At 65.5% G+C, this 26,704-nt stretch carries 27 protein-coding genes; 11 read left to right on the top strand and 16 right to left on the bottom strand.

The annotated features are described in order from the left end of the window. The first annotated feature begins 5 nt into the window (after window positions 1-5). Window positions 6-1,346 carry a M16 family metallopeptidase gene (locus ACXAJT_RS22035; protein ID WP_475239170.1) on the top strand — a complete coding sequence of 447 codons (1,341 nt, stop codon included), beginning with the start codon at window positions 6-8 and terminating at the stop codon, window positions 1,344-1,346. A 149-nt stretch (window positions 1,347-1,495) separates the two neighbouring features. On the opposite strand, the gene dapA is transcribed toward ACXAJT_RS22035, so the two are convergent. Then, entirely contained in the window at window positions 1,496-2,371 is an 876-nt protein-coding gene (gene dapA / locus ACXAJT_RS22030) for a 4-hydroxy-tetrahydrodipicolinate synthase (protein WP_475239121.1), read from the bottom strand. A 140-nt stretch (window positions 2,372-2,511) separates the two neighbouring features. Between dapA and ACXAJT_RS22025 the strand changes: the two genes are divergently transcribed. Further along, entirely contained in the window at window positions 2,512-4,467 is a 1,956-nt protein-coding gene (locus ACXAJT_RS22025; protein ID WP_475239118.1) for a lytic transglycosylase domain-containing protein, read from the top strand. A gap of 45 nt (window positions 4,468-4,512) precedes the next feature. Here the strand turns inward: ACXAJT_RS22025 and ACXAJT_RS22020 are convergent, their stop codons facing one another. From ACXAJT_RS22020 to ACXAJT_RS22010, 3 genes are all read right to left on the bottom strand, one after another. Then, window positions 4,513-5,706 carry a UbiH/UbiF family hydroxylase gene (locus ACXAJT_RS22020; RefSeq protein ID WP_475239115.1) on the bottom strand — a complete coding sequence of 398 codons (1,194 nt, stop codon included), beginning with the start codon at window positions 5,704-5,706 and terminating at the stop codon, window positions 4,513-4,515. A gap of 56 nt (window positions 5,707-5,762) precedes the next feature. Beyond that, complete coding sequence (locus ACXAJT_RS22015; RefSeq protein WP_475239113.1) at window positions 5,763-5,981, bottom strand: hypothetical protein; 219 nt, start codon at window positions 5,979-5,981, stop codon at window positions 5,763-5,765. 108 nt (window positions 5,982-6,089) lie between these two features. Next, window positions 6,090-6,734: a pyrimidine 5'-nucleotidase gene (locus ACXAJT_RS22010; RefSeq protein WP_475239110.1), complete on the bottom strand. Its 645-nt coding sequence runs from the start codon at window positions 6,732-6,734 to the stop codon at window positions 6,090-6,092. Window positions 6,735-6,893: 159 nt separating this feature from the next. Between ACXAJT_RS22010 and ACXAJT_RS22005 the strand changes: the two genes are divergently transcribed. Then, window positions 6,894-7,538 (top strand): GntR family transcriptional regulator, encoded by a 645-nt coding sequence (locus ACXAJT_RS22005; protein ID WP_475239108.1) that lies wholly within the window; start codon window positions 6,894-6,896, stop codon window positions 7,536-7,538. Window positions 7,539-7,543: 5 nt separating this feature from the next. Here the strand turns inward: ACXAJT_RS22005 and ACXAJT_RS22000 are convergent, their stop codons facing one another. Together ACXAJT_RS22000 and carA are read right to left on the bottom strand one after the other, a co-directional pair. After that, window positions 7,544-9,433 carry a glycosyltransferase family 2 protein gene (locus ACXAJT_RS22000; RefSeq protein WP_475239105.1) on the bottom strand — a complete coding sequence of 630 codons (1,890 nt, stop codon included), beginning with the start codon at window positions 9,431-9,433 and terminating at the stop codon, window positions 7,544-7,546. A gap of 107 nt (window positions 9,434-9,540) precedes the next feature. Continuing rightward, a complete protein-coding gene (carA, locus tag ACXAJT_RS21995) occupies window positions 9,541-10,686 on the bottom strand; it encodes a glutamine-hydrolyzing carbamoyl-phosphate synthase small subunit (protein WP_475239103.1) in 1,146 nt (381 codons plus the stop codon). Between the two features lie 196 nt (window positions 10,687-10,882). Between carA and ACXAJT_RS21990 the strand changes: the two genes are divergently transcribed. Then, on the top strand, window positions 10,883-11,350 hold the full coding sequence (locus ACXAJT_RS21990) for a GatB/YqeY domain-containing protein (protein ID WP_475239101.1): 468 nt from the start codon (window positions 10,883-10,885) through the stop codon (window positions 11,348-11,350). 57 nt (window positions 11,351-11,407) lie between these two features. On the opposite strand, the gene ACXAJT_RS21985 is transcribed toward ACXAJT_RS21990, so the two are convergent. The 8 genes from ACXAJT_RS21985 to gatC form a co-directional block, all read right to left on the bottom strand. Continuing rightward, window positions 11,408-12,307: a hypothetical protein gene (locus tag ACXAJT_RS21985; protein ID WP_475239099.1), complete on the bottom strand. Its 900-nt coding sequence runs from the start codon at window positions 12,305-12,307 to the stop codon at window positions 11,408-11,410. Between the two features lie 17 nt (window positions 12,308-12,324). Continuing rightward, on the bottom strand, window positions 12,325-12,828 hold the full coding sequence (locus ACXAJT_RS21980; protein WP_475239097.1) for a DUF2244 domain-containing protein: 504 nt from the start codon (window positions 12,826-12,828) through the stop codon (window positions 12,325-12,327). A gap of 48 nt (window positions 12,829-12,876) precedes the next feature. Then, the gene (locus tag ACXAJT_RS21975; protein WP_475239094.1) at window positions 12,877-13,650 is read right to left on the bottom strand and encodes a metallophosphoesterase family protein; all 774 of its coding nucleotides are present in this window, start codon (window positions 13,648-13,650) and stop codon (window positions 12,877-12,879) included. A gap of 111 nt (window positions 13,651-13,761) precedes the next feature. Then, window positions 13,762-15,435 (bottom strand): cytochrome c oxidase subunit I, encoded by a 1,674-nt coding sequence (gene ctaD, locus ACXAJT_RS21970; RefSeq protein ID WP_475239091.1) that lies wholly within the window; start codon window positions 15,433-15,435, stop codon window positions 13,762-13,764. A 439-nt stretch (window positions 15,436-15,874) separates the two neighbouring features. Continuing rightward, window positions 15,875-16,546 carry an N-acetylmuramoyl-L-alanine amidase gene (locus ACXAJT_RS21965; protein ID WP_475239089.1) on the bottom strand — a complete coding sequence of 224 codons (672 nt, stop codon included), beginning with the start codon at window positions 16,544-16,546 and terminating at the stop codon, window positions 15,875-15,877. Window positions 16,547-16,553: 7 nt separating this feature from the next. Further along, window positions 16,554-17,255, bottom strand: coding sequence for a hypothetical protein (locus ACXAJT_RS21960; protein WP_475239087.1), 702 nt, complete (start codon window positions 17,253-17,255; stop codon window positions 16,554-16,556). A 31-nt stretch (window positions 17,256-17,286) separates the two neighbouring features. Next, window positions 17,287-18,774, bottom strand: coding sequence for an Asp-tRNA(Asn)/Glu-tRNA(Gln) amidotransferase subunit GatA (gatA, locus tag ACXAJT_RS21955; protein WP_475239084.1), 1,488 nt, complete (start codon window positions 18,772-18,774; stop codon window positions 17,287-17,289). Next, window positions 18,771-19,058, bottom strand: coding sequence for an Asp-tRNA(Asn)/Glu-tRNA(Gln) amidotransferase subunit GatC (gene gatC, locus ACXAJT_RS21950; protein ID WP_475239081.1), 288 nt, complete (start codon window positions 19,056-19,058; stop codon window positions 18,771-18,773). Before gatC ends, gatA begins: the two co-directional genes overlap by 4 nt. A gap of 300 nt (window positions 19,059-19,358) precedes the next feature. On the opposite strand from gatC, the gene ACXAJT_RS21945 reads away from it, so the two are divergent. Continuing rightward, on the top strand, window positions 19,359-19,940 hold the full coding sequence (locus ACXAJT_RS21945; protein WP_475239078.1) for a hypothetical protein: 582 nt from the start codon (window positions 19,359-19,361) through the stop codon (window positions 19,938-19,940). Window positions 19,941-19,943: 3 nt separating this feature from the next. Here ACXAJT_RS21945 and ACXAJT_RS21940 read toward each other — a convergent pair whose 3' ends face one another. Together ACXAJT_RS21940 and ACXAJT_RS21935 are read right to left on the bottom strand one after the other, a co-directional pair. Beyond that, the gene (locus tag ACXAJT_RS21940) at window positions 19,944-21,347 is read right to left on the bottom strand and encodes a helix-turn-helix domain-containing protein (RefSeq protein ID WP_475239076.1); all 1,404 of its coding nucleotides are present in this window, start codon (window positions 21,345-21,347) and stop codon (window positions 19,944-19,946) included. Between the two features lie 43 nt (window positions 21,348-21,390). Beyond that, on the bottom strand, window positions 21,391-22,617 hold the full coding sequence (locus ACXAJT_RS21935; protein ID WP_475239073.1) for a multidrug effflux MFS transporter: 1,227 nt from the start codon (window positions 22,615-22,617) through the stop codon (window positions 21,391-21,393). 176 nt (window positions 22,618-22,793) lie between these two features. Here ACXAJT_RS21935 and ACXAJT_RS21930 point away from each other — a divergent pair, with 176 nt between their 5' ends. The 6 genes from ACXAJT_RS21930 (at window position 22,794) to ACXAJT_RS21905 (ending at window position 26,598) form a co-directional block, all read left to right on the top strand. Next, entirely contained in the window at window positions 22,794-24,326 is a 1,533-nt protein-coding gene (locus tag ACXAJT_RS21930; RefSeq protein WP_475239070.1) for an acyl-CoA carboxylase subunit beta, read from the top strand. A gap of 13 nt (window positions 24,327-24,339) precedes the next feature. Further along, the gene (locus ACXAJT_RS21925) at window positions 24,340-24,678 is read left to right on the top strand and encodes a hypothetical protein (protein ID WP_475239067.1); all 339 of its coding nucleotides are present in this window, start codon (window positions 24,340-24,342) and stop codon (window positions 24,676-24,678) included. A 46-nt stretch (window positions 24,679-24,724) separates the two neighbouring features. Then, complete coding sequence (locus ACXAJT_RS21920) at window positions 24,725-25,129, top strand: DUF6497 family protein (protein ID WP_475239064.1); 405 nt, start codon at window positions 24,725-24,727, stop codon at window positions 25,127-25,129. Between the two features lie 214 nt (window positions 25,130-25,343). Then, window positions 25,344-25,487 (top strand): hypothetical protein, encoded by a 144-nt coding sequence (locus ACXAJT_RS21915; RefSeq protein ID WP_176806568.1) that lies wholly within the window; start codon window positions 25,344-25,346, stop codon window positions 25,485-25,487. 102 nt (window positions 25,488-25,589) lie between these two features. Then, entirely contained in the window at window positions 25,590-25,952 is a 363-nt protein-coding gene (locus ACXAJT_RS21910; RefSeq protein WP_475239062.1) for a hypothetical protein, read from the top strand. A 439-nt stretch (window positions 25,953-26,391) separates the two neighbouring features. Then, complete coding sequence (locus tag ACXAJT_RS21905) at window positions 26,392-26,598, top strand: hypothetical protein (RefSeq protein WP_475239060.1); 207 nt, start codon at window positions 26,392-26,394, stop codon at window positions 26,596-26,598. Window positions 26,599-26,704: the final 106 nt, after the last annotated feature.

Raw genomic sequence — 26,704 nt, 5'->3', positions numbered from 1 at the left:
CCCTGATGACGCCGCTCTGTGCCGCGGCCGCGACGCTGATGTTCGCCTTGCCCGCCGCGGCAGAGGTGGACATCCAGCAGATCGAGACGCCTATGGGCTTCAACGCGTGGCTGGTGGAGGAGCCGTCTATCCCCTTCACCTCGCTCGAGATCCGATTCAAGGGCGGCACCTCGCTCGACGCACCGGGCAAGCGCGGGGCGACCAACCTGATGGTCGGCCTGCTCGAAGAAGGTGCGGGCGCTTATGACGCGCAGGGCTTTGCCGCCGAGTCCGAGGCGCTGGCCGCCAGTTTTGGATACGATTCGGGGCCGGACTCGGTGTCGGTCTCGGCGCGCTTCCTGACCGAGAACCGCGCAGAGGCGGCAGAACTGCTGCGCCAGAGCCTGATCGAGCCGAGCTTTTCGGAGAGCGCGATCGAGCGTGTGCGCCAGCAGGTCATTTCTGGCATCCGCAGCGACGAGAAAGACCCCGATTCCATCGCCAGCGCCACCTTCGACAAGGACGTCTTCGGCGCGCATCCCTACGGCTCGGATCAATCGGGCACGGTGGAGAGCGTCGAGGGGCTGACCCGCGACGACATCGTCGACGCATGGCAGGGCGCCATGGCCAAGGACCGGGTCTATATCGCCGCCACCGGCGACATCAGCCCGGACGAGTTGTCGGCGCTGATCGACAACCTGCTTGGCGATCTGCCCGAGACCGGAGCGCCGATGCCCGAGGATTTCAATGTCGAGACCAGCGCGGGAACCACCGTCGTGCCCTTCGACACGCCGCAATCCGTGGCGCTCTTCGGTCACAAGGGTATGGAGCGCGACGACCCGGATTTCTTTGCCGCCTATGTGATGAACACCATCCTCGGCGGCGGCGGGTTCGAGGCGCGCCTGATGAGCGAGGTGCGCGAGAAGCGCGGGCTCACTTACGGCGTCTACTCTTACCTAGTTCCGATGGACCACGCCGAGCTTTATCTCGGGCGCGTCGCTTCCTCCAACGACCGGATCGGCGAGGCGATCGAGGTGATCCGCGACGAATGGGCAAAGATGGCCGAGAACGGTGTGACCGAAGCCGAGCTTGAGCAGGCCAAGACCTATCTGACCGGCGCCTACCCGCTGCGCTTCGATGGCAACGGGCCGATCGCGCGCATTCTCGTGGGCATGCAGATGGATGGTCTGACGCCTGACTATATCGCCACTCGCAACGACAATATCGAGGCGGTCACGCTTGCAGACATCAAGCGCGTCGCGGGCGAGTTGCTGCAGCCGGAGGCGCTCCGCTTCGTGGTGGTCGGCCAGCCCGAGGGCGTTGAAGACGATGGTGCAGACGGTGGTGAGGACGGCGACGCGGGCTAAACCACCGCGTCTCGACACCTCTATGCCAACAAAAAAAGGGGCGGGCCCAGTGCGGACCCGCCCCTTCGTCTAGACTGAAATATCCCGGGGGTCCGGGGGCAGAGCCCCCGCTCGGCGCATGTCCGGGGCGCGGAGCCCCGGCACTTGGATCAGGTCATCAGCCCCGCGTGCCGCAGCGCCGCATCGATGCGCTCGCGCACCGGCTCGGTCACCGGCAGCAGCGGCAGGCGCATTTCCTCGTCGCACAGACCAAGGCGGCTCATGGCGTATTTCGCGCCGCACAGACCCGGTTCTGCGAAGATCGCCTGATGCAGCGGCATCAGCCGGTCCTGCAGTTCCAGCGCCTTGGCATAGTCACCCGCCAGCGTCGCCGCCTGCACCTGCGCGCAGAGCGCGGGGGCCACGTTCGCGGTCACCGAGATGACGCCGACACCGCCTTGGGCGTTGAACCCATGCGCGGTGGCATCCTCGCCCGAGATTTGCACGAAGTCGGTGCCGCAGGTGATGCGCTGCTGGCTGACCCGCGCCAGATCGCCGGTGGCGTCCTTGACCCCGATGATCCGCGGCAGCTTTGCCAACTCGCCCATGGTCGCCGGGCTCATGTCGACGACCGAGCGGCCCGGGATGTTGTAGATGATGATCGGAATGTCCGTGGCGTCATGCACCGCCTTGAAGTGCGCGAACAGCCCGGCCTGTGTCGGCTTGTTGTAATAGGGGGTCACCACAAGCGCCGCCTGCGCGCCGACCTTCTCGGCGAACTGCGTGAAATGCACCGCCTCGGCGGTGGAATTCGACCCGGCACCGGCGATCACCGGGATGCGGCCGGCGGCGGTCTTGACCACGCATTCGATCACCGCCTCGTGCTCTTCGTAGCTGAGCGTCGGGCTTTCGCCGGTGGTGCCCACGGGGACCAGCGCGGTGCTGCCCTCTGCCACATGCCAGTCAACAAGTTTCTTGAGCGCGTCAAAATCTATGACGCCGTCTTTAAACGGCGTGACGAGTGCTGGCATCGAACCTTTGAACATGACACGCTCCTTGAATGTTGATGTGTTCGTTTCGCTGTCGCGAAGCGCCGGGCTGGAGGGAATGTGAATTGGAACGCCCTGATCCCCGCGCTAAGCTTCGCCGCGTGTCTATTCCTTTTCGGCAAGGAAATTGCAAGCTCATGTCGCGCGTTCGTGCTGCCCTCCTGCTGCTTCTCGCCATTCTCGCCACGCCCGCGCTGTCACAGGACCGGCCTCTCGCCAAGGCCATGGCCGACATGCGCTCGGGCAACTGGGCGTCTGCACTGATCGAGTCGCGCGGCGACGGGCAGGCGGCGCTGGATGTGATCTTGTGGAACTACCTGCGCGCCAGCCGCGGAGAGGCGCCGCAGGTGATGGATTTCATCCGCCGAAATCCCGACTGGCCGGGCATGCCCTACCTGCGCGAAAAGAGCGAGATCGCCATTTCAGAGGCCGATCTGCCGACCATCCGCGAGTTCTTCACCGGCTACCTGCCGCAGACCGGGGCGGGCGCGCTGGCGCTGGCACGGGCGCATATGGCCGCTGGCGAACGTGGCGCTGCCGAGGCCGATGTGGTGCTGGCGTGGCGCACCTTGCCACTTAGCTCCGAAGAGCGGCAGACCTTTCTGCGCGACTGGAGCGACCTGCTGAAACCGCACCACGAGGCGCGGCTGGATATGGCGCTGTGGCAGGGCTGGGAGGACAACGCCCGGGCACTGCTGCCGCTGGTCTCTGACGGCTGGCGCGCGCTGGCCGAGGCGCGGCTGGCGCTGCGCGGGCTGCAGGCCGGTGTCGATGCCCGCATCGAGGCGGTGCCGGCGGCGCTGGCCGACGATCCGGGGCTCGCCTACGAGCGTTTCCTGTGGCGGGTGCGCAAGAACCGCGACGAGGATGCCATCTCGCTGCTGCTCGAACGCTCGAGCAGCACCGAGGCGCTCGGAGAGCCTTGGGCCTGGGCCGGACGCCGTGATGTGCTGGCGCATGAGAAGATGCGGCGGGGCGATCCCGAAACCGCGTATGCCATTGCGTCGCGACACGGGCTGACCGAGGGCAGCCAATACGCCGCGCTCGAATGGCTGTCGGGCTTCATCGCGCTGCGCTTCCTTGACGATCCGGAAACCGCGCTGCAGCACTTCCGCAATCACGATGGCGCGGTGACCTCGCCGATCTCGAAGGGCCGCGCGGGCTATTGGATGGGCCGCGCGCTGGAGGCCTTGGACGACGCCGAGGGCGCGCAGCAGGCCTATGCGCAGGGCGCGCGCTATCAGACCTCTTTCTACGGGCTGCTGGCGGCCGAGCGGGCCGGGCTTCCGGCCGATCCCAAGCTCGCGGGCACCGAAGAGTTCCCCGACTGGCGCGAGGCGGATTTCACCGAAAGCAGCGTCTACAACGCCGCGGTGCTGCTGCTGGCCTCGGGCGAGACGTCGCTTGGCGAGCGGTTTCTGACGCATCTCGCCGAAGGGCTGGAGCGGCAGGAGATCGGCCAGCTTGGCCAGATGCTGGCCGAGATGCAGCGCCCGCATGTGGAGGTCATGGTTGGCAAACGCGCCGCGCAATACGGTATCGAAATTCCCGGCCCCTATTATGCGCTGCACCCCGATCTGCTGACGCCAAGCTTCCCGGTCCCGCGCGAAATGGTGCTCTCCATCGCGCGCCGCGAGTCGGAGTTTGACCCAAGGGTGGTTTCAGGCGCCGGTGCGCGCGGCCTGATGCAGCTGATGCCGGGCACCGCCAAGGAGGTCGCCGGTTGGCTCGACGTGGCCTATAGTTTCGACGGTCTGCTGGATGATCCCGCCTACAACGCCCGGCTTGGCGCGCGCTATCTGCAGAGCCTCTCAGAGCAGTTCGACGGCAATGTGGTGATGATGTCGGCGGGCTATAACGCCGGGCCGTCGCGGCCGCTGAGCTGGATGCGGATTTTCGGCAATCCGCTGAACGGCGAGATCGACATGATCGACTGGATCGAAATGATCCCCTTCGCCGAGACCCGCAACTACGTGATGCGCGTGTCGGAAAGCCTGCCGGTCTATCGCGCCCGGCTGGGCCGCGATCCGCATCCGGTGCCGTTCAGCGAGGAACTGATGGGCAGCACGTTGCTGCCGGTGGCCGGGAAGTAAGGCGCCGGGCGCGCACGCCCGGCTGCAAGGTCTGCCGCTTGCGGGTTATCCCTTTGCGCCAAGTCCCATTTGCATCAGCGTCTTACGCACCGATTTCACCCCGTAGAGCGCGTCGAGCGCCGTCGCCCTTGCATCTCGCAGCAGCGGTGCCGACAGCATCGAGGTGCGGTTGAGCGCGGTGATCCCCGCCACACGTGCCCGGATGTCGGGCATGCGCTTGCGGGCATAGGCATCCAGCATCGCCGCCTCGCCAAGCGTGTCGGGCCACGCCACGGCCAGATCGTGCAGCACCGCCATATCGGCCAGTGACATGTTCAGCCCCTGCGCACCAATCGGCGGCACCACATGCGCCGCCTCGGCCACCAGCGCCAGACGCTGGCCGGTGAGGCTCTCGGCGTGCTGCGCGATAATCGGCCAGATGCTGCGGCGCGAGGCCAGCTTCAGCGGCCCGAAATGGTGGCAAGAGCGCTCGGACATGGCCGTTTCGAATTCGGCCTCGTCCAGCGCCATCAAGGCCTCGGCCTTCGGCCCTTCCTCCATCCACACCACCGCCGATGACGGCTGGCCTTCGAAATCGGGCAGCGGGACGAGGGTGAACGGCCCACCGGTGCGGTGGATCTCGGTGGAGACGTTGCCATGGGGGATCGGATGTGTGGTGGCGAAGGCCAGCGCCTTTTGCCCGAAGCGCGTGGTCTTCACGCCGATCCCCGCCGCCTGCCGCATCGGCGAATTGCGCCCGTCGGCGGCGATCACCAACCGAGTGCGGACGCGGCGACCGTCGCTGAGCGTGACGCGGGCCTCGGCCTCGCGGGTGAAGAGCGCGCTGGTGGCGGTGCCGGGCAGGAAGGTCACCGTGTCCATCTCGTGCAGATGGGCAGAGATCTCGCGCCGCAGCAGCCAGTTGGGGAGGTTCCAGCCGAACGGCAGTTCGGAGATCTCGGCGCTGTCGAAGTCTTTGACGATGCGCGGCTCGGGCAGTTCGCCGCCCGCATCGACGATGCGCATCACCTGTAGCGGCATGGCATGCGGAGCGAGCCGGTCCCAAAGGCCTGCTTCGGCCAGAAATGCCTGTGCGGGCTGCAAAAAGGCGGTGCTGCGCAGATCGGCGCCCTGCGCCGCGCGCTCGGTCACCGGCGGCGCCGGATCGACGCAGAGCACGGAAAACCCGGCGTTTCCGAAGGCGGCGGCTGCGGTAAGCCCGGCGATACCGCCGCCCGAGATGAGAATGTCGTAGTCCATGACCGCTCTCCTTTGTGCCTCTATCTAGGGCAGGCGGGCGGGTATGACCATGCGGCTTACTTGCCGACGGTGATCCACAGGATCATGAAATAGCACACCGGCACCATGGCCAGCGCGGTCATCGCCAGACCGACGGGGCCGAAGGCAACGGTGTTGATCGCGCCGATCACCAGCAGCAGCGCGGCCACGAGGAACAGCACGGTCTCGCCGCGGGTTTCGCGCTTGGCGGGGGCGTGGTCGGCGTGGGTGGTCGAGGTGAGGTCGGTCGCGGTCATCGGTATCTCCTGCTTGGGCTGAGCAGCAGATAGGGATCGGGCCGAAGCGCTCCCAGTGCAAAAATTGTCGCACGCGGGCACCGCGGCGCTGATGGTCCCGCCGCGGCCTCAGCCGAGCCGGGCGAGAAAGGCCGTCAGATCATCGGTATGGTGATGGATATGCTCGCCTTTTGCACGCTCAGGGGCGACGTGGACCGTGCGCATGCCCATGGCGTGGGGTGCGGCAAGATTACGCGGATCGTCTTCGAACATGGCGGCGGTGGCGGTGTCCGTACCATCCAGCGCGAACACCGTCTCGAAGGCCTGCGGCTCGGGTTTGGGCCGGTAGTTCGCGTTCTCGACGCCATAGATCGCGTCAAACGCAGCATCGAGCCCGCGCGCCTCCAGCACCCGCGCCGCATAGGGCGCGCTGCCGTTGGTGTAGACGATTTTGCGCCCGGGCAAGCCGGAAATCAGATCGGCCAGATGTGGGTCCGGGGTGAGCGCGTCGAACGAGATGTCGTGCACCTCGGTCAGATAGGCGTCGGGGTCCAGTTCGTGATTGGCCATCAGACCGGCCAGCGTGGTGCCATGGTCCATCCAGTAGCGTTTGCGCAGGTCGTTGGCTTCGGCATGACCAAGGCCGGTGACGCGCATGACCACGTCGTTCATCCTGCGCTCGATCTGATCGAACAGCCGCACTGCCGGCGAATAGAGCGTGTTGTCGAGGTCGAAGACCCAGTGGCGGACGTGGGAGAAATGCTGCTTTACCATGGCGCGCAACCTACGCCGCGGGCCAGCGGGCGGCAATGGGCGGCGGGCCATTTGCACTGCGGCGCGGATGCCGCAACCGCGGACGCGACAAAGGGGGGCGTTGATCCTAAGGGCCTGCTGCCGCTATCTTGTTGCATCAGTTATGAAGGACCCCCGCACATGAGCCAGATCCGGACGCCGAACAAGGACGCCTATACGCTGATCCTCGAGGCGATCGATCAGGGTGTCTATCGCCCCGGCGACCGGCTGGTGGAGAGCGAGCTTGCCGAACGATTCGGCGTGTCGCGCACGCCGATCCGAGAGGCGCTGCAGCGGCTCGAGACGCAATCGCTGCTGGCGCGCGACGGGCGGTCGCTGATCGTCGCATCGCTTGATCACAACCAGATGGCCGAGCTTTACGTGGTGCGCACCGAGCTTGAGGGGCTGGCGGCGCGTCTGGCGGCGCGTCACGCCACCGAAGAAGAAGTGAAGGTGCTGCGCGATATGATCGAAGACGATCGCGCGCTGCTCGATGATCCGGCGGCGCTGGCGCGGGCCAACCGGCGCTTCCACCGGATGATCCAGCTGGCCTCGCACAACCGCTATCTGGTGCAGCAGCTTGACCTCGTGCACCGTTCCATGGCGCTGATGGCGACGACCTCGCTGGCCGCCGAGGGGCGGGGGACCGACGCGCTGGCAGAGCACGCGGCGATCGTCGACGCCATCGCCCGGCGCGACGAAGACGCGGCTGACCAAGCGCTGCGCGAGCATATCTCTGCGGCATTTGTCACGCGCCTGAAGCTCGACAGCCGAAAGACAGCGTAGCGCGCTCAGCCCGGGTCTTCTGGCAGATCCGCCTCGGGATGGTCCGGGTCTGATCTGCCATGGGTTGTCTTGTCCCAAAAGAACGGGCGCGAAACGAGTTCCCACAGTGCCTTGTAGATGGCGATGGTGCCGAGCGGGAAATACAGAAACAGCGTCGGCACCCAAGGCATGAGGCCCGGATGCGGGCTGCGCGCCACGCCCGCCAGCCCCAGAAGCAAGGTCACACCTTCGCCCAGCAGCAGCAGCCTGACGACGGCGTCGAGCAGAACAACGTTGTCCGGCCCGGCCAGCGGGTGCGGCCAGCCGAGCAGGATCGGCCAGAACGACCAGAACAGCGGTGCAAGGGCGAACTGCACGATCCCGGTAAGCAGGACCAATTGCAGCCCCAGCATCCGCCACGCGCCCAGTTGCTGCACGGTGCGGCGGGGGTGGCGCATGTGCACCAGCCAGGTGACGATATAGCCCTTCAGCCAGCGCGATCGCTGCCGGATCCAAGGCCAGACATGACAGGTTGCCTCTTCGCGGGTGACCAGCGGCAGCAGGTCTGTGCGATAGCCGAACCGCGCCAGTCGGATGCCAAGATCGGCGTCTTCGGTGACATTATGCGCGTCCCAGCCGCCAACCCGCTCCAGCGCCTCGCGGCGGAAGAACACGGTTGTCCCGCCGAGCGGGATTGCAAAGCCAAGCCGGGCGAAGCCGGGCAGAAGTACGCGGAACCACGCGGCGTACTCGATGGCAAAACAGCGGGACATCCAGTTTGCCTGCGGGTTGTAGAAATCGAGGATGCCCTGCACACATCCCAGCCCGGGCGGTGCTCGTCCGAAATGTGCCGCCATCATCCGCAACTGCCCGGGCGCGGGGCTGTCCTCGGCATCATAGATGCCAATCAGAGTGCCGCGCGCGAAGTTGAGCGCATAGTTCAGGGCGCGGGGCTTGGTGGTGATGCTGCCACCGGGCACTTCGATCACCCGCATCCAAGGCGGCAGGCGAGCACCCTGCAGCGCTTTTCGGGTCTGCATGTCTTCGGCCTCGAGCACCAGCAGCGCTTCAAGCTGGGCGCGCGGGTAGTCGAGGCGGTCGAGCCGCTCGATCAGTTTGTGGGCGATATCTTCCTCGCGGTGCAACGGCACCAGCAGGCTAACCGGTGGCGTCGGGCCGCCGGTGCCGCGCGGGCGGTCGGGCGGGGGTGGCAGCCCGGCAAAGAGTGCTGCAACCTTGGCCAGTAAGCCAAGCAACAGCGTGGCCGAAGCAAGTCCCAGTGCGCCAAGGAAGAAGGCCTGCGGCGCGAGCAGCAGAAACCCAAGCCCGGCCAGTGCAGCGGTGGCGAGAAGCGCAAGGCGCGCAGGCGAAAGCCGATTGAGATCGCGACAACTGAGCGAGGCGGGCAGCGTCGTCTCGGCCGCCTCGGCAAAGGCGGCGCCATAGCGTGCGGCGATCTCTTCGAAGATGTCGCGCTCGGTGACGAAGGCGGTTTCGATCTCGGCGCAGCGCCCGGCCAGCATGGGTCGCAGGCGGTCAAGGCTTTCGGGGCGGGTGACCCCGACAACCAGCCTGTCGCCGCGCCAGAGCCACGGCAGCGCGCCGTGGCGCAGGCACAGATGCGGAGGCAGAAGCCCGGCAAGTTCTGGCGCGGGCGGCGTTGCTGCGCGCGAAAGCGCTGCGGCGCCATGGCAGCGGGCAAGCGTATCGCGAATCCGTTCGGGCGGCACCTGCCCTTCGCTGATCAACTGTCGGGATAGGTCGGTGCCGCTGTGTCTGGCACGGGCGAGCGCTGCCAGCGCCTGTGGCGCGTCAAGCGCGCCGTCTTCGAGAAGAGCCGCGCAGAGCGGGCGGGCACGGTCGCGCGGCGTGGCGCTGCGGTGCGTATTTTCGGACGTCGGAGGCGGCTTAGACATGGTATGCTCCTGACCTTCCCGGCATGGGAAGGGTCAGGGCATCTCGGTAAACTCAGCGTTAAATTGTGACGCTTGGGGAAACAGTATTCGCGATGTTCCCCAGACGATCACATGCTGTTCACGAACCGTTCGAACAGATAGAAGCTGTCCTGCGGGCCCGGGCTGGCCTCGGGGTGGTGCTGCACCGAGAACACCGGACGGTCGGTCATGCGAATGCCGCAGTTCGATCCGTCGAACAGGCTCACGTGGCTCTCGACCACGCCCGCCGGCAGCGTCTGACCGTCTACCGCGAAGCCGTGGTTCATCGACGTGATCTCGACCTTGCCGGTATCGATCTCCTTCACCGGGTGGTTGGCACCGTGGTGGCCGTGGTTCATCTTGATGGTCTTGCCGCCAAGCGCCAGCGCCAGCATCTGGTGGCCGAGGCAAATGCCGAAGATCGGCAGATCCGTCTCATCGAGGATGCCCTTGATCATCGGCACCGCATAAGCGCCGGTGGCCGCGGGGTCGCCGGGGCCGTTCGACAGGAACACGCCGTCGGGGTTGTGGGCCAGCACCTCTTCCTTGGTGGCGCTGGCGGGCAGCACGGTCACTTCGCAGCCCGCCGAGGCGAGGCAGCGCAGGATGTTGCGCTTTGCGCCGTAGTCGATGGCGACCACTTTCTTACGCGGGTTGGTCTGCGGCTGGTAGCCCTCGGGCCACGCCCACCGCATTTCGTCCCAGCGGTAGCTTTGCGCGCAGGTCACGTCCTTGGCGAGATCGAGGCCGGTCAGGCCGGGGAAGGCACGGGCCGAGGCGACCAGCGCTTCAACGTCGAACTCACCTTCGGGGTTGTGGGCCAGCGCCACGTGCGGCGCGCCCTGCTGGCGGATCGCCCGGGTCAGGCGGCGGGTGTCGATGCCGCCGATGGCGATGCGGCCACGCGCGGCCAGCCAATCCGAAAGTTCCTGCACGGCGCGGTAGTTGGACGACTGCGTCGGCATCCATTTCACCACCATGCCCGCGGCGACGGGATCGTTGGTTTCGTCATCTTCGGGGTTCACGCCGACGTTGCCGATGTGCGGGAAGGTGAAGGTGACGATCTGGCCGGCGTAGGAGGGATCAGTCATGATCTCCTGATAGCCGGACATGGACGTGTTGAAGCAAAGCTCGGCCTGCGCCTGTCCGGTGGCGCCGAACCCCTGTCCGTAAAACAGCGTCCCATCGGCGAGCGCGAGGCATGCGGTAGGCTTCTGGGGGGTAGCGAGCGACATGGCACGACTCCTATAACGATGCGGGCGGGAAGCAAATCGCGCCATGCCTAAGGGAAGCCGCGGCAAGCGTCAAGCGCTGATTTTTTCTCAGAAATCAAGCAAAATCAATAAGTTGCATTGGTATAGGGCGGGATTGCACGTGCGAATGGCATTCTGTAGTGTCAGGGTTTGGAAACGTCAGGGGATATCCGTTCCTATGGAATTGCGTGAACGCATCAAGGCTGCGACCAAGCAGGCGATGAAAGACAAGGACAGCGAGCGCCTCTCGACGCTGCGGCTGATCTCTGCCGCGGTGAAAGACCGTGACATTGCCGCCCGTGCCGAAGGCAACGAGGATGGGGTCGAGGATGCCGAGCTGCTGTCGATCCTCGCCAAGATGGTCAAGCAGCGCCGCGAGAGTGCGCGCACCTACGAAGAGGGCGGGCGTTTGGACCTCGCGGAGTCGGAACTGGCCGAAATCCCGGTGATCGAAGAGTTTCTGCCCAAGCCGATGTCCGAGGACGAGGTGACGCAGGCGGTGTCGGCGGCGGTCTCCGAGGTCGGCGCAAGCTCGATCCGCGACATGGGCCGGGTGATGGGCGTGCTCAAGACGCGTTATCAGGGCCGCATGGATTTCGGCGCCGTCGGTCCGATGGTCAAAGACCGGCTCGCCGCAGCGGGCTGAGGCAGATACCTTTGAAGGAGGTCGCGCCGCTCGTTCAGTAGAGGCGCGCGGAACATGTCAGGGGGCGGGAAACTCTTCCGCCACCTTTGCCAGTTCCTCCGGGTCGGTGATCCGAAAGCGCTGGACGAAACGGGTCTTGAACCCGACGCGGCCACGGCGCGCGCCGAAGTTTTCCCCGTGATTGAGCACGTAGAGCACCGAGGGCCGCCCGAGCGGCTGCGGAGCCTGCCCGGCCAGTGCGGCAAGATAGGGGAACATGCGATGCTCGTGCTGCGTCATCGCGCGCAGGAAGGCGGAACTCTGCGGCACGGAGGGGTCGTGATGCAGCGCCATGCACGATCCGCACAACTTCCAGAACGGTTTGCGCAGCGGCTGCGCCGCCGTTGGCGGCCCGGCCAGTGCCACATCGCCGGTGGCGTGGTCCATCACGTACCCCTCTTGCACCAGATACCCCGGTGCCTGCTGTGCCAGCATCTCGGCCACCACGCCGTCGCGCAGCAGATCGTCGGCGTCGAAACTCATGACATACGCCGGGCTTGTGCCGAGCGTATCGAGATGATCGCAGAGCGCGGCGAGCTTGCGCCATTTGTCGTTGCCCGGCGTGGGGTCGTCGAAGGGCAGCCAACTGATGCGATCGTCTTCGGGCAGGGGCGGACGCTCTTGGCAGCAGATCACCGCGCGCCATGGGCCGCTTTGGCGCCGGAAGCTCTCCAGCGTTTGCGCCAGCCGCGCCGCGACCGCCTGCCAATCGCCGACATGCGCAGGGCCGACCAGTGGGATCAGAAAGATCACCTCTTCGGCGCGTGCAGCGGCGCGCCCGCGCAGTGCGGTGCGCAGCGCCAGCCCGGCCTGCTCAGAGGCCACGGGTGACAGGCGCGCCGCCAGCGCCGGCGACAGCGCCGCCGCAAGGCGCAGCGCGCGGCGCTTCAACTTCGGGGTGGCAGGGACCTGGGCCATGAGTACCTTTCGCGCGGTCAGGGCCGCGCCAAGAGCCGCAGCCGGTCGGAGAGCTCGAGAAAGAGCGCCTTTCGCTCCTCTTCGCTCAGAAAGGCGCCGATCTCAACCTCACGCCCCGCGCCCTTGAGGGTCACGTAATAGGGCACCGGCCCGCCGGTCTCGTGCATCTGTGCGCTGACCCAATAGGTGTTGCTGTGCCAATCCTGCGCCGGCCCGCGTGGGTTCTGGCGCGTCAGGTGGGTGTTGCCCTTCGAGAGTGTCAGCACTTCGAGGATCCGCCGATCCCTCTCGTTGCGGCGCAAGGCGTACCAGATGCCCCAGAGCGCCGCGAGCATGAAGGGCAGCAACCCCCAAAGCAGGAAGGTGCCGAGCAGACCGTAGAAGGGGATCAGTGCCATGAAGAAGAAGATGCCGATGAATGTGACAAAGCCCTTGGCCGACAGCGACTGATGCGGCCAGAGCCGCAGCTCTGCTTCCTCCGCGCCGTCCTCTCCGGTTTCGATCGTCCAAGTGTATGGCATGGCTGGAATGTATCACCGCGCCGCCGCCTTTCGAAAGGGATTTGCCGCCTACCGCGCGATCCAGCCGGTGGCCAGTGCCTCGGCCCATTCGCTGCGACCGCGCGCGCGGGCCAGCGCCGCCATGCGGGCCGGGTCGTAGGGCACATTATGCTGGCTTGCCCGCCACGTGCCGCCGCTGCGCGCTAGCACCGCGAAGCAGGCGTGGGGCGTGCCGGTCTCCACCACATGCGGCACCGGATGGCTGTCGGTATAGGCTGGGCAGCCGACACTGCCGGGGTTCACGATCATCTGCCGTTGCCAGCTGACAGTGCGGGGCAGATGGGTGTGGGCGCAGAGCAGAAGGCTTTGCGCCACGCCGTTCAGATGCTCTGCCACCCGAGCTGCCCCTGCCGGGCGCACGGTGCCCTGGGCGTCGACATCGTGCAGCCAGTACCTGTCATCCACAGACGGAGTGGCGTGGCACAGCAGAATGTCGTCGAGGTGCAAGGTCTGTGGCAGGCTCCGCAGCCAGTCCAGCGCATCAGGCGGCAACTCGTCATAGGCCGCACGGTCCGACGCGCCCATGTCTGCGGGGCTTTGGCTGATCAGGTAGCGGTCGTGATTGCCGCGGACGGTGGGCATCGGGCGATCGCGCAGGATCTCCCAAGTCTCGCCGGCTGCCAGCGGGCCGCTGAAAACGTCGCCCAGATTGAGCACCGTCTCGATGCCCATGGCATCGATGTGGCTCAGAACCGCGCTCAGGGCATCGGAATTGCCGTGGATGTCGGCAATGACGGCGTAGCGGTCGGGCAGGGGGCCTGACAGAGAGCCGGACAGGGGCATGGCGGCATCCTTCATCTCGCGGCCCCGCAAAAGAGAACCGGCCCCGAGGGTTCCCCCGGGGCCGGCGCTTGTCAATCTTTCAGAGTATCACTCTCTCAGGGCGTCAGCCGCTCAGTGGGCGGGATGCTTGTCCCAGTCCTCGCGCTTCGGCAGCTGCTCGAACGTGTGCTCGGGCGGCGGCGACGGCAAGGTCCACTCCAGCGTGTCGGCGTATTCGTTCCACGGGTTGTTCTGGGTGCAGACGGCGCCTTTGCGCAGCGAGTGCCACATGATCCAGAAGAAGAACAGGAACGAGGCGAAGGAGATGATCGCACCCCAGCTCGACACGTGGTTCCAAAGGGCAAACGCCTCGGGGTAGTCGATGTAGCGGCGCGGCATGCCCTGACGGCCAAGGAAGTGCTGCGGGAAGAAGGTCAGGTTCGCGCCAACGAACATGACGTAGAAGTGCAGCTTGCCCGCCCACTCAGGGTACATCTTGCCGGTCATCTTGGGGAAGTAGAAGTAGATCCCCGCGAAGATCGCGAACACGGCGCCCAGCGACATCACGTAGTGGAAGTGCGCGACCACATAGTAGGTGTCGTGGTAGGCGCGGTCGACGCCAGCCTGGCTCAGCACCACGCCGGTCACGCCGCCGACGGTGAAGAGGATCAGGAAGCCGATCGCCCAGAGCATCGGCGTCTTGAACTCGATCGAGCCGCCCCACATCGTGGCGATCCAACTGAACACTTTCACGCCCGTCGGCACCGCGATGACCATCGTGGCCAGCATGAAGTAGCTCTGCTGGGTCAGCGACATGCCCACGGTGTACATGTGGTGCGCCCAGACGACGAAGCCGAGCGCGCCGATCGCGATGATCGCCCAGACCATCGGCAGATAGCCGAACACCGGCTTGCGCGAGAAGGTCGCGATCACATGGCTGATGATGCCGAAGCCGGGCAGGATCACGATGTACACTTCCGGGTGGCCGAAGAACCACAGGATGTGCTGGTAGAGCACCGGATCGCCGCCGCCGGCGGGATCAAAGAAGGTCGTGCCGAAGTTGCGGTCGGTCAGCAGCATGGTGATCGCGCCGGCCAGAACGGGCAGCGACAGCAGAATCAGCCACGAGGTGACGAAGATCGACCACGAGAACAGCGGCACCTTGAAGAGCGTCATGCCCGGGGCGCGCATGTTCAGGAAGGTGGTGATCATGTTGATCGCGCCGAGGATCGACGACGCCCCCGAGACGTGCACCGCGAAGATCGCGAGGTCGGTCGACATGCCCGCTTCGTTGGTCGACAGCGGTGGATAAAGCACCCAGCCGATGCCCGAGCCAAGCTGACCATTGCCGCCCGGCGCGAAGACCGAGCAGACCGCCAGCGTCGAGCCGGCGACATAGAGCCAGTAGCTGAGGTTGTTCATCCGCGGGAAGGCCATGTCCGGCGCGCCGATCTGCAGTGGCATGAAGTAGTTGCCGAAGCCGCCGAACAGTGCGGGAATCACCACGAAGAACATCATCAAGATGCCGTGGCCGGTGATCATCACGTTCCACAGGTGCCCGTTGGGCGTACAGTTCTCGACTGATGTCGGGAACAGGCGCGCACCTTCCATGCACATGTACTGCACGCCGGGGCTCATCAGCTCCAAGCGCATGTAAACGGTGAAGGCCACGGAGATCAGGCCAACGAACGCAGCGGTAATCAGGTAGAGAATCCCGATATCCTTGTGGTTCGTCGACATGAACCAACGGGTAAAGAACCCGCGGTCGTCCTCGTGCTCGTGGCCGTGAATGGCTGCATCTGCCATTGCGTGCCTCCTGTATACGTACGTCCCTCGCAAGGGCGCGCACTAAACTCCTCCACGCCCTTAGTCTGACCTTCCTTTTAGGATGCGACCAAGTCTCGGGCAATCATCTCCTTTGATCCAGATCAAAATTAATTGTCGCACCCCCCTGCGCGCCTCACTTCGGCGCGAGGCCGTCTTGGCGGGCGCTATGAGGTGTGGAATTCCTGACCTGTGGCAGCGCGCGCCAGCGGCTACACTGGGTCTGTGTCGTTTCGTCGCTAACCGAGTGCCGCGGTTCCCGGCATCCCGGTTCTGGCCCGGTCAGCGCAATGGCGCGCGGTCCGTTCGGCACGGCGCCCACGGCTTCAAGGCCCGACGGCGCACCCGCCCCTGCCGCGCGCCGGCTCCCAGTCCGCCGCAGGGGCGGCTCCTCGGCTTTTTCCAAAGGTGGCGGCGGCGCTCAGGCGGCTGGCCAGCGGGCAGCGAGCCCGGCCATCAGGGCGCGATCGTCCTCGTCTAGCGGGCCCGTCGCTCCGGGGCGAAAGCGGTCCCGGAAGGATTTCAGCAGGGCATCGAGCTGTTCCGGCTCGGTGCGATAGCCGAAGCGATGCGCATCGCGGCGGAACTGGTCTGGCGCGTCCCCCGGCGTGGTCGGCGGGGCACTGACGGCCAGCCCCTTGTCTACCAGACGCGCCCAGTCAAACAGCGGGCCGGGGTCGATCTTGCGTCCCGGCGCCATGCAGGCATGGCCAATCACCCTTTGCGGCGGGATGTGCCAGCGCTCGAGTATGCCAGAGAGCAGCACCTCCAGCGCAGTCATTTGCGGCTCGGGGAAGGGTTCGTCGCCGGTGTTGGCGATCTCGATGCCGATCGAGCGGGAGTTGACCTCTGCGACCGAGCCCCATGCGCCCAGACCGGCGTGCCATGCGCGCATCTCTTCGGTCACCAGTTGCCAGCAGGTGCCGTCATAGCCCAGCACGTAGTGCGCCGACACGCCCGCTTCGGCATTGCACAGCCAATCGCGCGCCGCTTCGGCGCTTTTCATCGCGGTGTAGTGCAGCACTACGATGTCGGGCCGCGCCCCAAGTCGGCGCGGCCCGAAATTGTCGGAGGGGTGCCAGATCGGCTGCACCTGCCGGTCAGTAGCCGCGGACGGCCCGGAACGGCGCGGGATCCCAACTGCAGGCAAAACCGTCGCCATCGGGGTCGATGCCATTGCGATCCCGCTCGGGGCCGCCGTCGGCAAGGAACGCTTCCTGCGCGCGGTCCGTGGTCTCGTATCTGGCGCAGTTGCGCTGCGCTTTGGCCTCGGACGAGAAGCTCGAGCGGCTGTAGAGCGGCGTGCCCACGGGGTTGGTGGTCTGTAGCGCGTAGGCGACGATGTTCGGCGCGTCCGAATCCGGGCGCGGCGGCAGGTCGGTCGGGGCGACAACCTCGTATTGCGCACGGTTCTGCTGGATCAGCGTCGCGTCATCTTCGATCGAGCGCTCGGCGGACACCGCGTCAAAACTGTTTTCTTCCGAAAGGCCGGCAGAATCGGTCACCGACTGCGGTGCCGGGGTTGCGGCCGCGGTGGGCAGCGGCGCGTTCTCGGTCCCGGCGGGGCCGTCGAGCACCGAAGTGGCCGCGGCCACGGCCGGATCGCTGCTGTCGCGGCCGGCTGGCGGCAGAGTCGAAGACTCTACCGGCGCGCTGCCTTCGAGCGCCGCATCGCGCTGCGCGCGTTCCGCCTGATAACTGCCGTAGTCGTCGAACCCGACACCCGAGCCGCTGTCGGGGATCGGGGTGGTGCAGGCGGTCAGCGCGAGCAGAGCCGCGCCACCGAAGAAAATGCGAGTCATCACTCTGCCCTCGTCCTTTATTCCGGCGTCGTTACCACCACTGGGCGGGCTTCGACGCGAACCCGGCGGCCTGCTCCAGCGCATAGGCGGTGTTCAGCAGGTCACCCTCTTCCCACGGGCGTCCGATCAGCTGCAGCCCCAGCGGCAGCCCCTTCGAATCAAGTCCCGTCGGCACCGAAACGCCCGGAAGCCCGGCAAGGTTCAGTGTAACGGTGAACACATCGTTGAGATACATCTGCACCGGGTCTGCGGTCTTCATTTCTCCGATACCGAAGGCAGAGGACGGCGTCGCTGGCGCGAGGATCGCGTCGACCCCGGCGGCGAAGACGTCTTCGAAGTCCTTCTTGATCAGGGTGCGAACCTTGCGAGCGCGGTTGTAGTAGGCGTCGTAGAAGCCCGCCGACAGCACGTAGGTGCCGACCATGATGCGGCGCTGCACCTCAAGGCCGAAGCCCTCGGCGCGGGTCTTCTCGTACATGTCGTTGATGCCTTCGCCCTGGCTGAGCTTGGCGCGGTGGCCATAGCGCACCCCATCATAGCGGGCGAGGTTCGACGAGGCTTCGGCCGGGGCGATCACATAGTAGGCCGGCAGCGCGTATTTGGTGTGCGGCAGCGAGATCTCGACGACCTTCGCGCCCGCATCCTCGAGCATCTTCGCGCCCTCGTCCCAAAGCTTTGAGATCTCCTCGGGCATGCCGTCGACGCGGTATTCTTTGGGAATGCCGATGGTCTTGCCGCGGATGTCGCCGGTCAGCATGGCCTCGAAATCGGGCACGGGAAGGTCGGCCGAGGTCGAATCCTTGGGATCGTGGCCGCACATCGCCTGCAGCATGATCGCCGCGTCGCGCACGTCCTTGGTCATCGGGCCGGCCTGATCGAGCGAGCTGGCGTAGGCGACGATGCCCCAGCGCGAGCAGCGCCCATAGGTCGGCTTGATGCCAGTGATGCCGGTGAAGGCCGCGGGCTGACGGATCGAGCCGCCGGTGTCGGTGCCGGTGGCCGCAAGGCAAAGGTCGGCGGCAACCGCCGAGGCCGAGCCGCCCGACGAACCGCCGGGCGTCAGCTGCGTGTCATCGCCGGTCCGCTTCCACGGGTTCACCGCGGCACCATAGCAGGTGTTTTCGTTCGAGCTGCCCATGGCGAACTCGTCCATGTTCAGCTTGCCCAGCATGACTGCGCCGGCGTCGAACAACTGGCTGGTGACGGTCGATTCATACTCGGGGGTAAACCCTTCAAGGATCGACGAGGCCGCCTGCGACGGCACGCCCTTGGTGCAGAAGAGATCCTTCACGCCGATCGGCAGGCCGCACATGGCGGGCGCGTCACCCGCCTTGATGCGGGCGTCGGCGGCCTTGGCCTGCTCCAGCGCGATCTCGGGGGTCTTGTGCACGAAGGCGCCAAGCGCGTCGGCGCCTTCGATCACCTTAAGGCAGGCTTCGGTCAGTTCAACCGAGGTCACGTCGCCCTTGCGCAGCGCGTCGCGCGCTTCCGCCAGCTTGAGCTTGTTCAGATCGGTCATTCCACCACCTTCGGCACAGCAAAGAACCCTTCGCGGGCATCGGGGGCGTTCGCCAGGACCTTGTCCTGCATATTGCCATCGGTCACGCCGTCGGCGCGGCGCTTGAGGCGCATCGGAGTCACCGAGACCATCGGCTCGACCCCCTCCACGTCCACCTCGTTCAGCTGCTCGATGAACTCGAGGATATTGCTGAATTCCTGTGCCAGCGCCGGAAGCGCGTCGTCTTCCACGCGGATGCGTGCCAGCTTGGCGACACGTGCCGCCGTCTGAATGTCGATCGACATGGGTTCCCCCTGTCCATGAATGTCCGTCAAAGTCTCGTTGCCTTTACCGCCCTGCGCATCGCCCCGCAAGGCGCAGCGAGGGTGTGCAGCGGCTGGTCGCGTGGAATCAAGGCGAAGCTGTCGGGCGAGCACCTGCCCGTGGCGCCGAAGGTGCGTGCTCGAAAAGGACACACCTCCGAAGTGCGGGGCTTACTTGCAAGGGGCGGGCTGGCGCTTTGGCGCGCTCCATGCTCGACAGATCTCCTCCCGCGCGCTAGGTCAGTCTCAGTTCCATTTCCCAGAAACAATACCTCTCGAGCCGTGCCCCAGTTCCTTTCCCGTCTCCATCTGCTGCCGCTGCTGCTGGCCGCCACGCTTCTCTCGGCCTGCGCGGGCACCCGTGACCCGCATGTGCCCGCGCCGCCGGCATCGGAATATGCCGCACTGGCTCAGGCGATCACGGAGCTTGGCCCGAGCGTCGATCCCGAAGAAGCGCAGCGCATGGCGCGTATCTCTATCGACTACCCACGCGAGTTGGCGGTGGCGTGGAACGTCACCGACCCGGCCTATATCCACAACATCAAGGTCAACAACGGCACGCGTCCGCGCGGCCTGTGCTACCAGTGGGCCGACGATCTGCAGGCTCGGCTCGAGGAGGAGGACTTCCAGACGCTCGATCTGCACCGTGGCATCGCCAACGCCATGAAGGCGTTCCGTATCGAGCACAGCTCGGTCATCGTCAGCCAGAAGGGCGGCACGATGAAAGAGGGCATCGTGCTCGACCCGTGGCGCTTTGGCGGAGAGCTTTACTGGGGACCGGTTGTCGAGGACACGAAATATCAGTGGGTCGAGCGGCAAGAGGTGTTTGCCACCAAGCGCGCGCTGCGCCTGCAGGAAGGCTGAGCGCTATTCCAGCGTGTAGGGCAGGATGCCGCGGCGCTCGGGGTTGATCGTCATTTTCTTTTCCAGCGGCGGCACCGAGCGTTGGTGGCAGTCGGTGCGCTCACAAATCCGGCACGAGATGCCGATCGGCTCGAACGCCCGGTCGCGGCTGAGGTCCATGCCATCGGCATAGACCAGCGCGCCGGCGTGTTTCACCTCGCATCCCAGCGCGATCGCGAAACGTCGCACCGGCGCGCCGAAGCGGCCGGCGGGTTTGGTCACATCGCGGGCCAGCAGCACATAGCGCACGCCGTCGGGGGTTTCGGCCAATTGCCGCAGGAACTGGTTCGGCGTCTCAAACGCCTGATGTACGTTCCAAAGCGGGCAGGCACCGCCAAAGCGGGCGAATTGCAGCCGGGTGGCCGAATGGCGCTTGGTGATCGTGCCAGCCTGATCGACGCGGGCAAAGAAGAACGGGATGCCCTTGGCGCCGGGGCGCTGCAGCGTCGAAAGCCGGTGCGCCACCTGCTCGACCGAGGCGCCGAAGCGTGCCGCCAGAAGTTCGAGATCATGGCGGGTTTCCTGCGCGGCCTCCAGCAAGCGGGTGTAGGGCATCATCACCGCGCCGGCGAAGTAGTTGGCAAGCCCGAGCTTGGCGATGCTGCGCGCGTTTTCGGACTGAAAGCGCGCCAGATCGAGCGTTGCCTCAAGCAGCTTTTCCTGCCGCAGCAGCGCCACCTGTATCAGCATCTGGAAGGTCAGGGTTTCCGGCTGGGCCAGCGACGACATGGTCAGCACCCGCCGCTCGGCGTCGTAGTTGCGCAGCGGCGCGGACTGGTGGAACTCGACGGTGATGCCGCGGTCGCGCAGGTGGGCGATCACCGCGCCGCGTAGGTCGGCACCGCCTTGGCCGAGGCCATGTGCGTAATGCTCGGCGGCGCGGTCGACGGCGTCGATATAGTTGTCGCAGTAGTGGAAGAAGTCGCGCACTTCTTCCCAGGGCGAGGGCTGCATCTGTGTGCCTTCGCGCCCCAGCGCCTCGTCCAGCGAGGCGAGCCGTTCATGCGTTTGCCGGTAGGCGCGGTGCAGTTCCAGAAAGGCGCGGGCGAGGGCAGGGGCATTGGACGCGGTCAGCCGCAGGTCGGCCAGTGGCGGCGTATGCTCGCCAAAGATCGGGTCTGCCAGCGCCTCGCGCATATCCGAGATCAGCCGCTCGGAATCGCCTTGGCCCAGTTCGGTCACGTCGAAGCCGAATTCCTGCGCCAGCGCCAGCACCACCGTGGTCGACACCGGGCGGTTGTTGTTCTCCATCTGGTTCAGGTAGGGCAGCGAAATGCCAAGCTTGGCGGCGAACTCCTTTTGCGTCAGACCAAGCCGCCCGCGCAGGTCGCGCAGCTTTGCTCCCGCGTAGAGTTTCCGTGTTGCCATGTTTGCGCCTTTGCTCCCCAGTGGAAGCAATTTTGCAAACTCGTCAGGCGGCGTCCAGCCCTGCCAGCCGTCTTTCGCGCCGGAACACCAGAAGGATCGAGATCACCGAGGCGATCGAGGTGGCCAGCATCAGCCACAGCAGAGGCCATGCGCCCGTGCCCGGTTGCAGCAGCGCACCCGCCAGAGCCGAAAGCGCCGCGCCGCCGCCGATCATGATCGCACCGCCCAGCCCCGAGGCGGTGCCCGCCAGATGCGGGCGCACCGACAGCGTGCCCGCTGTGGCATTGGGGATTGTCATGCCGTTGCCAAGGCCGACAAAGCACATGAAGCCGAAGAAAATCAGCGCCGAGCCGCCGGTCAGGGCAAAGGTGATCAGCGCGGCCGTCAGCCCAGCCGACAGGATTAGCGAGCCCCAGAGGATCATCTTGTTGATGCCGATGCGGGCGGAGTATTTTCCCGAGATCCAGTTGCCGAGGAAGTAGCCGACCGCCGGTGCGCCAAAGTGCAGCCCCAGCGAGGCCGGGGTCAGGCCGAAGACTTCGGAGCCCACGAATGGCGCGCCACCGAGGTAGGAAAAGAACGCGCCCGAAGAAAACGCGCAGGCCAGCGCGTAGCCCCAGAAGCGCGGTGAGGTGAGCAGTTCGGGGTACTCGCGGAATTGCTGGGCCAGAGACAGGCCAGAGGCGGTGGAGGTCTCGCCCAGATCGCGCCAGCTCAGCCACAGCACGGCGCCGCCAAGCAAGAAGAGCATCCAGAAGATCGCCTTCCAGCCCATCAACTCGCCAAGCGCGCCGCCGATCACCGGGCCGACCATCGGCACCACCGCAACGCCCATGGTCACATAGGCGATCATCGAGGCGGCTTCTTCTTGGCTGACCATGTCGCGCACCACTGCGCGGCTCAGGACCATGGCGGTGACGATCACTGCCTGACACATCCGAAATAGCAAAAAGAGCGTGACATTGGGCGCGAAGATGCAGCCCAGCGTGGCCAGCATGAACAGGCCGACGCCCCAGAGGATCACCGGCCGCCGCCCGAGCTTGTCGGAAATCGGCCCGATCACCACCTGCAGTGCGGCGTTGACCGCGAGGTAGATCGCCACGGAAAGCTGCATCAGCCTGTATTCCGTTTCGAAATATGCCGTCATCTGCGGCAGTGACGGCAGAAACACGTTCATCGCCAGCGCGGAAAGCCCGGCCAGCAGGACAAGCGTGACAAGATGTGGCGGGGTCGAGGCGTCGAGAAAACGGACGCGCGGTTTGGTGTTCATGGATTTTGGGTATGCCGGGGGGCGCTTAAAGTCCACGTGTATCATCGCGCTAATGCGGTATTTGCTGTTTTGCTATTTGCTTCACGGTATCTTTTCAAGGTTTGCAAATTTGCCGAATTTGACTTGAGTGCAAGGCCCTCCACTGTATGGTCCGGGCAACACGGAGAGGATTGGACATGAAAGACATTCTTCACGAGCTGGAGACGCGCCGCGCTGATGCGCGGCTTGGCGGCGGACAAAAGCGGATCGATACGCAACACGCCAAAGGCAAGCTGACCGCGCGCGAGCGTATCGAGCTGCTGCTCGACGAGGGCAGTTTCGAAGAATACGACATGTTCGTCGCGCATCGCTGCACCGACTTCGGCATGGAGAAGAACCGTCCCAGCGGCGACGGGGTGATCACCGGCTGGGGCACGATCAACGGCCGCATGGTCTACCTCTTCAGTCAGGACTTTACCGTTCTGGGCGGCTCGGTTTCGGCCACCCACGCTATGAAGATCTGCAAGATCATGGATATGGCGATGCAGAACGGCGCGCCGGTGATCGGGCTCAACGACTCGGGCGGCGCGCGCATTCAGGAAGGCGTCGACAGCCTTGCCGGCTATGCCGAGATCTTCCAGCGCAACATCATGGCCTCGGGCGTGATCCCGCAGATCTCGGTCATCATGGGGCCCTGCGCTGGCGGCGCGGTCTATTCACCCGCGATGACCGACTTCATCTTCATGGTGAAAGACACCTCCTACATGTTCGTCACCGGCCCCGATGTGGTAAAGACGGTGACCAACGAGGTGGTCACTGCCGAAGAACTGGGCGGCGCGACCACCCACACCCGCAAGTCCTCGGTCGCCGACGGTGCTTTCGAAAACGATGTGGAGGCGCTGGCCGAAGTGCGCCGCCTTGTCGATTTCCTGCCGCTCAATAACCGCGAGAAGCCGCCGGTGCGGCCGTTTTTCGATGATGTGGAGCGGGTGGAAAGCTCGCTCGACACGATCATCCCGGAAAACGCGAACCAGCCCTACGACATGAAGGAGCTGATCACCAAGGTCGCGGACGAGGGAGATTTCTACGAAATTCAGGAAGAGCACGCCAAGAACATCATCACCGGCTTCATCCGTCTGGAGGGGCAGACGGTGGGCGTGGTCGCCAACCAGCCGATGGTGCTGGCCGGGTGTCTCGACATCGACAGCTCGAAGAAGGCGGCGCGGTTCGTGCGCTTCTGCGACTGCTTCGAGATCCCGCTGCTGACCTTCGTCGACGTGCCGGGCTTCCTGCCGGGCACCAGCCAGGAATACGGCGGCGTCATCAAGCACGGCGCGAAGCTGCTCTTCGCCTATGGCGAGGCGACGGTGCCCAAGGTCACGGTGATCACCCGCAAGGCCTATGGCGGCGCTTATGACGTGATGAGCTCCAAGCACCTGCGCGGTGATGTGAACTACGCATGGCCGACCGCCGAGATCGCGGTGATGGGCGCCAAGGGCGCGACCGAGATCATTCACCGCGCCGATCTTGGCGATGCCGAGAAGATCGCCAAGCACACTGCGGACTATGAGGATCGGTTCGCCAACCCCTTTGTGGCGGCGGAACGCGGGTTCATCGACGAGGTGATCCAGCCGCGCTCGACCCGGCGCCGGGTGAGCCGTGCCTTCGCGATGCTGAGAAACAAGCAGCTCAGCAATCCGTGGAAGAAGCACGACAACATTCCGCTCTGAGCCGGAGGCGCTGATGCAGGTGAAGGGATGGCATATGGAGCGTGAGGGCGACACTTTAACGCTCGCCCGGCGCAACCCGGCGCGCTTTGACCTGAGGGTCGAGACGCTGCTGCCGCCCGTCGGTCGGCTCGAGCGGCTGGCACATCAGGTGCGGCAAGACATGTGGCGGGCGCTGCGCGACCTGCGTGGCTTTGCGCCGGTGGTACGGGTGCGCCCCTGCGCGGGCGGTGTCAGCGTCGAGGCCGGCGGCGAGGTGGCCGGCGCGCTGCCCCGCAAGGCGGTCGAGGCGCGGATCGCCGAGGTTCTGGAAGACCGCGCCAACCGGGCGCGCTGGGTGAACTGGGCGGCCTGACCGGCTGTTCACCTGTCCACGCAAGATGAGAAACGGGGAGATCCTTGTGACGAGGGTGATCGGGACTGGCATTCTGACACTGGCTGCGGCCATCACGCCGAGCCTGACCGCGGCGCAAGCACCAAGCGCCGTGGCCGTGCCCTCGGGCATGCCCGTCACCTTCTACGACTCGCTCTCGGATACTGCGTCGGCGACCGAGCGTTTTCGCTTCGTCGCGCCGGGTATCGGCGGTGACAAGCCGCTGGACTTCGCGGCTGTGTCGCCTGACATGCAGCATTTGTGCGACAGTTTCGCGCTGCCGCGCGTCAGCGGGCGCGACAAGCTGCCTTCGGTGATCGTGATCTCGCTTATGGCTGCGCCGGTCGCATTTGGTAGCGCGGCACCCGGAATCCCCCAATATTTCGAAGCCTATAGCCCCAAAGACGGCATCTGCGTGTGGGAGTCCCTCTGATGATGACCCCCAAACGCGCGGAAATCCGCTCATTTTCCTCTTATTTTGCGGCCCTGGGCGGAGAAATTTTGCCCCCGGAACGAGTTACGTATTTCTTTTTCGTAACTTGCGCTATGTTGGGGAATGATTGCACGCGAGCAATCGTAACACCGGAACGAGGGTTGGCAGGGCCGATGCGGTCTGTCCGCCCTGAAGAATCTGACAGGAGATCAAGATGTCCAAGAGCATCCAACTGCTTGCCATGCTCGGCTTCGTTGCCACCCTTTCCGCTTGCGGCGGCCAGCAGGAAGAAGAGTACGTGGTCGTGGATCCCGAGCCCGTTACCGCGGAGCCCGTCTACACCGGCAAGTACAAGTAACTTGCCGACGGGACGGGCCTTCGGGTCCGTCCCGCCTCTCCGGCCCCGCAGGGCCGACTGCCATCGCCCCATACCGCGGGCCCTTACAATGGAGGGCCCGGTATGCTGAAGCACCGTGGCTTTCCGAGCCGGCTTCCCGGCACGGACTTTCAATTCACCATCCGCAGAGCCAATCCCAAGGGGATCACCGCCATCGTGCGGCGCGAGCGCTATCGCGATCGCAGGGCGGCCGACAAACGCGCCGACCTTGGCTTCATGGCGTCGCTCTGGGCGCATTTCGGCGACCAGCCGTTCGAGCGTGGCAACCTTGATGCAGGCCGGCTGTCGTGGCTCTTTGGCCGCGAGGTTCTGCCCTACGACGACCCCTTCGATCCCGAGAGCTACGAGGCGATGCTGATCATCGATCCGGTGGCCGGGCGCGCGTCGTTCCCCGAAGCCTTCGAAGAGGGCAACGAATGGGCGTGAACTCGCTTTCCTTTTCGCGCGATGCGCGGAAACAGGCCGGTCTGGGTATTCCGTTTGGATATCGCTTGGACGCGGCCAGCGAGTCGTGCAGCCTGAGTTTGTTGCGGGCAATGACGCAGCGTTTCGCCGCGTTCGTTGCTCACCGTTACCCTTCCCCTCGCGGGCGCTGCGGCAAATCCCCTGACCGCGCGCCCGCTTCTTTTCATTCAGCCCATGGCGACGCGTCCGAACCATTTGGTTCCGCGGCGGCGACACGCCGGAATACCAGCCTGTCGTCGCGTCAACACGCGCGCCGATCGGCAGGCTTGCGCAGCGCTGTAAGGGCGGATCGGCGGTGCGGCGCCCATGCCGGTGAGAAAGCGAAAGATGTATGGAACTTTCACCATTTCCGTGGCGTTGAGGAGCGACTTCAACTTACGGAACACAGGGAGTTTCCCACATGCAAAACGTTATCCGCATTGTCGCAGTCCTCGGGGTTTTTGGTGTCGCAGCCTGTGAGAACTCGGACCTTCCGCGCGCCGGCATCGGCGCTGGCGCGGGCTACCTCGTCGACCGCGCGGCGGGCGGTGACGGCACCGTCGGTGCGGCTGTTGGCGCAACCGCCGGCGTGGTCTGCGACGACGTCACCCCGCAGTACTGCAACTGATCGGGCGCGGCTGCGCGGCGGTTTCCGCCGCGCGCTGACCCATACGCTTTTCAAGGCCACCGGAGCAGCCCGCTCCGGTGGCCTTTTTGCTGTGCATTCGCCAGCC

Source organism: Salipiger sp. ABF4_146, from assembly GCF_056161345.1.
The sequence above is the reverse complement of the archived record's forward strand: the minus strand, read 5'-3'. Positions and strand labels throughout refer to the sequence as shown.